5 protein-coding genes and 1 pseudogene are annotated in these 4005 nt (G+C 59.0%); 1 reads left to right on the top strand and 5 read right to left on the bottom strand.

Going from position 1 to position 4005, the window contains the following annotated elements; all coding sequences use genetic code 11:
• Positions 1–289 precede the first annotated feature (289 nt).
• From A2I95_RS27125 to A2I95_RS27110, 4 genes are all read right to left on the bottom strand, one after another.
• Positions 290–1555, bottom strand: coding sequence for a hypothetical protein (locus A2I95_RS27125; protein ID WP_291734902.1), 1266 nt, complete (start codon positions 1553–1555; stop codon positions 290–292).
• A 183-nt stretch (positions 1556–1738) separates the two neighbouring features.
• Complete coding sequence (locus A2I95_RS27120; RefSeq protein WP_291734901.1) at positions 1739–1924, bottom strand: hypothetical protein; 186 nt, start codon at positions 1922–1924, stop codon at positions 1739–1741.
• A 16-nt stretch (positions 1925–1940) separates the two neighbouring features.
• Positions 1941–2216: a type II toxin-antitoxin system mRNA interferase toxin, RelE/StbE family gene (locus tag A2I95_RS27115; RefSeq protein WP_027256310.1), complete on the bottom strand. Its 276-nt coding sequence runs from the start codon at positions 2214–2216 to the stop codon at positions 1941–1943.
• A complete protein-coding gene (locus A2I95_RS27110) occupies positions 2209–2502 on the bottom strand; it encodes a type II toxin-antitoxin system RelB/DinJ family antitoxin (RefSeq protein ID WP_291734899.1) in 294 nt (97 codons plus the stop codon). Before A2I95_RS27110 ends, A2I95_RS27115 begins: the two co-directional genes overlap by 8 nt.
• 169 nt (positions 2503–2671) lie before the next feature.
• Between A2I95_RS27110 and A2I95_RS27105 the strand changes: the two genes are divergently transcribed.
• A complete protein-coding gene (locus tag A2I95_RS27105) occupies positions 2672–3136 on the top strand; it encodes a hypothetical protein (protein WP_291734896.1) in 465 nt (154 codons plus the stop codon).
• Between the two features lie 588 nt (positions 3137–3724).
• Here A2I95_RS27105 and A2I95_RS27100 read toward each other — a convergent pair.
• Positions 3725–4005 (bottom strand): annotated as a pseudogene (locus A2I95_RS27100) (RepA); the annotation flags it as partial.

Genomic DNA, 4005 nt, shown 5'->3' with positions numbered 1-4005 from the left:
CATCGAAGCCATGTCATCCTTCGCCACGACATCGGAAATATCGAGGATGAAGAAGTCTTTTTGAGGATGTCTATCAGGTAACAACGCCATGGAATCTTCATAGCGGATATTCGCACTATCAGGAACCTTCATCCGTTCGCACCTTTCGGAACCAAAATTCGCACCTTTCGGAACCCAGGTTCGCACCTTTCGGAACCCTGTGGATAGTTTCCTTATATGGTGCCAGTAGGTTATGGGCGATTTCCGGCCCCGTAACATACTCCGTAGGTAACACTATTAACACTAGGGGTCAGCGACCATGGCTAGGTCCCCGATCCCGTTCCTGGCTGGAACGGTCGGTGAGATCCGTGTCCCGTTCTGCCGAGGGTTCTTTCCGGACCGCAGGAGTTGTCAGGCCAAGGTTCATCTCATGCCGCTCCACCTCTGCCAGTGCCTCCTGCGGCCAGCAGATCTGTTCTTCGATCTGGGTCGCATCCGGACGCAGCATGTTTTTCACCGCAGCCTCAACCCTGGCGCAAAACGCTCCGCACTTCGCCACCACTGCCGCCAGGTGCATCCGGTCGGACAGGCTGGGGAAGAACTCACGCCCGGATTCATACCCGTCTCCCATGTTCGCCCGCAGTCCCATGCCGAACCCATGGGCCGCTTCAAACACACGCTCTGCCCCTGACCTGACAGCCCGGATCAAAGGCCAGGGATCGGTTTGGGGATCTCCCCTCACGCGATCCAGCTCCAGAGCGCCCTCAGGAGGCTCGTAGGAGCGCCCTTGGACCTTGTGGCGGGCAATCTCCCCCTTGAGCATCAAAAAGTCGCTCAGGGCCTCTGTTTCGCGTTCTGAGAGGTCTGTGTCCCGGATGGCATCCCACAGCCCCTGAGAGGGCGCTCTGACGCTCTCACGGGCCTTGTCCATGACCGCCCCATAGGTTTCCGGGGAAAGGTGCTGGCGCTGGGTGATTTCTTTCCGGGTGCCGCGCACGATTCCAGGGTCCAGATGCTCGCGGCACCAATCGGCCCAGGATGTCTGCAAGGCGGAGTATTCGTTCCGCTCGCCTGTGGCCTCCTTCAGCTCGCGCAGTGCCTTGTTGGTCGAGATCACCGGCTTGCCCCGGCTTTCCCGGACCGGGGAGACCAGCACATCGACCACAGCCCCGCCCTTCTCATCGAGATCGAGGCGAGTGGCGATCACCGATCCTTTGCCGCCCCAGCCCTCGGCCCAGGCTTTGGCCTGGTCGAAGAGCTGGCGGTTACGCGGATTATCGGGGTCATGCAGGCCGCCGGCTTTTTCCACCCATTCCGGGGAGACCACGCAGATGGCCTGCAAACCGAGCGGCGCGCCCTTCCGTTCGCCGGCCCCCAGCTCGGTCTTGTGGGCTTTGAAGGCGGCGAGATAGTCGCGGTCGTTCTCGGCCTTCGACCAGGCAAGGCCGAAACCAGGTTCCGCATCGTCCCGGACCCGTGCCTTGCCGGTCTCGTCGTGGCGCTGCGCATGGAGGGACGCCCCGCGAAGCTGGGCGATAGTGGTGAGCTTGTTGACGCGGATCGCTGCCTTGAACATGGGGCGCTGATAGCGGAGCGCGACGGAATTGTCATTTCAAATGACAACCCACTAGGCAATTCTCTCCGAGCCGCTCCGCTAATTGCCATGGGCCGGAGGTGCTGCGCCCTCCTGGACCTCCGGCTATTCGCCCGTTGAACGGGCGACAAATCCCTTCCTTTCCCAGCCTTATAACGGGCGATGTCAGTCAGGGATTTGAGGGGCGCCGAACCGTTCCGCAAAATCCGGCGACAGCAGATGCCGACGCTTTGGCGGTGACCGCTCCCAGATTTCCGCATCGGTCAGGGTCTCGGAGCTGACCTCGTAATTCCCGCAGTCGAAGCGGGACGAGCAATCAGAGGGAGCATTCTCGTGGCGGTCGTGAGGCATTTCTTTCCTGATCTGGCTAGGGCCACATCTGCGCGGCGTGGAGCACGCGCAGCACCGTCACCGCCGCTGCGGTTTCGGTATAGACCACGATATAGTTTGGCCGGACCACCAGTTCCCGGGTGCCTTCTACTCTGCCGGGACGGCAGCGTTTCGGGTGAGCCGGGAGCTGCGCCACCTTGCCCTGAATTTCTTCCACCAGGGCAAGGGCTGCGTCCGGGTTGTCGTCCGAGATGTAATCGGCAATCGCCATCAGGTCGGCGACCGCCGGAGCCTTCCACTCGAGTTCAGGCACGGCGCTTCCCGTCGATCAGGGCGCGGGCATCCTGCATCACCTGGTCGTGCGGGGTGGCAGGGCGCGGGTCGGCCAGCGCCTCCTGCACCTTGGCACGGAACCAGGTGTCATAGGCATCCGGATCTGCGGTCAGGCCGGCCGGCAGACCGCCCTCGGCGGCAACGCGGGTCAGCAGGATGCGCACGGCATCCGAAAGCGTCAGGCCGACACCGGACAGAGCGTCGGCCGCTTGCGCCTTGAGCCGGTCGTCCACGCGAACGTGGAGCATCGAGGTTTGGGCGGGCATGGCATGTCCTCCTGTTTTCGATGGTACTATGTATCTCAATTGAGATACAGGCAAGCTGCCTTTTCGACTAGTAGCCCCAGAGCTTCCCCGCTTTGGTGGTTTTCTGTAAACTGGTGGAAAACAATAATGAAAACCGTTTCCCCACCACCGGTGAAGGCGAGCAGAAACCATGGCAAAACTATCTTTGAATCAAGCGGCGAAGTATGCGGGTGTTGCCAAGAAAACCCTCTTGGAACGACTTAAAAGCAACGATTTAAACGCAAAAATATCGGGCGAGAAGAACGCGCAAGGGCATTGGGAGATTGACGAGGCAGAGCTTGACCGTGTTTTCAGGAAACCACAGGAAGAACCACACAGTAAAACCGTTTCCCCACCACCAATAAAGGCGACAAAACCAAGCGAAGCCGGTGCGTTAGAGGTTGAAGTTAAGATGCTTCGGGAGCAGATCGGCGCCATGACCGCCGAGCGAGACAGGGAGCGCGGCCAGCTCGTCGATCAGATCGAGGATTTGCGCGCCCGCCTGGACGGGGCAGAGGCCGAGCGGGTGCGCCTGAATGCACTTCTGACAGATCAGAGGGATAAATCTGGCGTTCGGGTGAAGCGCGGCCTTTGGGCACGGCTGGTCGGCCATTGAACGTCAGTCCGGAAGCTGACTTGAGAGTCAGCCGTCCTGTTCGTTTTCAACAGCATGGAAAGCGGCTTGGTCCATTGCCCTAGAAGATCCAGACGAACTAGAGAAAGGTTTAGGCGAGGATCTGATCTTGGGTTACCCTACGTGAACTTCATCAGTGCTTTGAAGTGCGGCCCGCGTGTTGACCAGTGGCCTGTTCCTATAGTTCGCGGGCCGGTTCCCCTCCCTCTGTCTTCTTCCGGGAGCCGCCGGGTGTTCTCCTGACATCTTCGGTGTAAACGAAGTGGTCCCAGTAGACACAGGGGACTTAAAATCTCCGCCCCGATAAATGCACCGGATTTCGGTGCTGGTGCCATAAAGACGTAAGAGTGTACCTTGCATACACTTCAATATCGCGAGGTCAGCGGAAACTTAGACGTTTCCTAGGTACTCGACGTAGCAACGTGCTGTTTTTCCAAATGCTGGGCCGACTGAAGCTGCGACTAGGAGCATGGCTGAAGCCAGTTTTTTCATGTGCTTAAGGGCTTTCTAAAAGAGGTTTGAGGTTGCGCTATTGGATATGAGAAATTGTCAGCTTCGAAAAGAAGCCTTCTATGCGCGTAAGCTATCCTGCTTCTTGCAGTAGGCTACGAAAGCTGCACCTGCGTTCTTGGGCGGGTTGCCCTTGGCGGCTTCAGAGTTGGCAAACGCCAACCAGTTAGAGCGTAGAGCATAGTAGTCCCGAGCCTTTGCCCTGGCGATTTTTCTTGCCTTTTCCTCTGCCCACTCTGGCAGTCTGATACCGGGCAAAAGATCGCTCTGAGGCGCGCGCGGGCGGAAGACCACCAGGTCATCCGGGGTCAGCTCCATACGATAGAACGGCGTGTGATCAT

Source organism: Leisingera sp. F5 (assembly GCF_001593695.1).
The sequence above is the reverse complement of the archived record's forward strand: the minus strand, read 5'-3'. Positions and strand labels throughout refer to the sequence as shown.

Excerpts from the sequence above, each read along its gene's own strand:
- A2I95_RS27105 (WP_291734896.1), top strand. The coding sequence starts at position 2,672 with ATGGCAAAACTATCTTTGAATCAAGCGGCGAAGTATGCGGGTGTTGCC.
- A2I95_RS27120 (WP_291734901.1), bottom strand. The coding sequence starts at position 1,924 with ATGCCTCACGACCGCCACGAGAATGCTCCCTCTGATTGCTCGTCCCGC.
- A2I95_RS27125 (WP_291734902.1), bottom strand. The coding sequence starts at position 1,555 with ATGTTCAAGGCAGCGATCCGCGTCAACAAGCTCACCACTATCGCCCAG.
- A2I95_RS27110 (WP_291734899.1), bottom strand. The coding sequence starts at position 2,502 with ATGCCCGCCCAAACCTCGATGCTCCACGTTCGCGTGGACGACCGGCTC.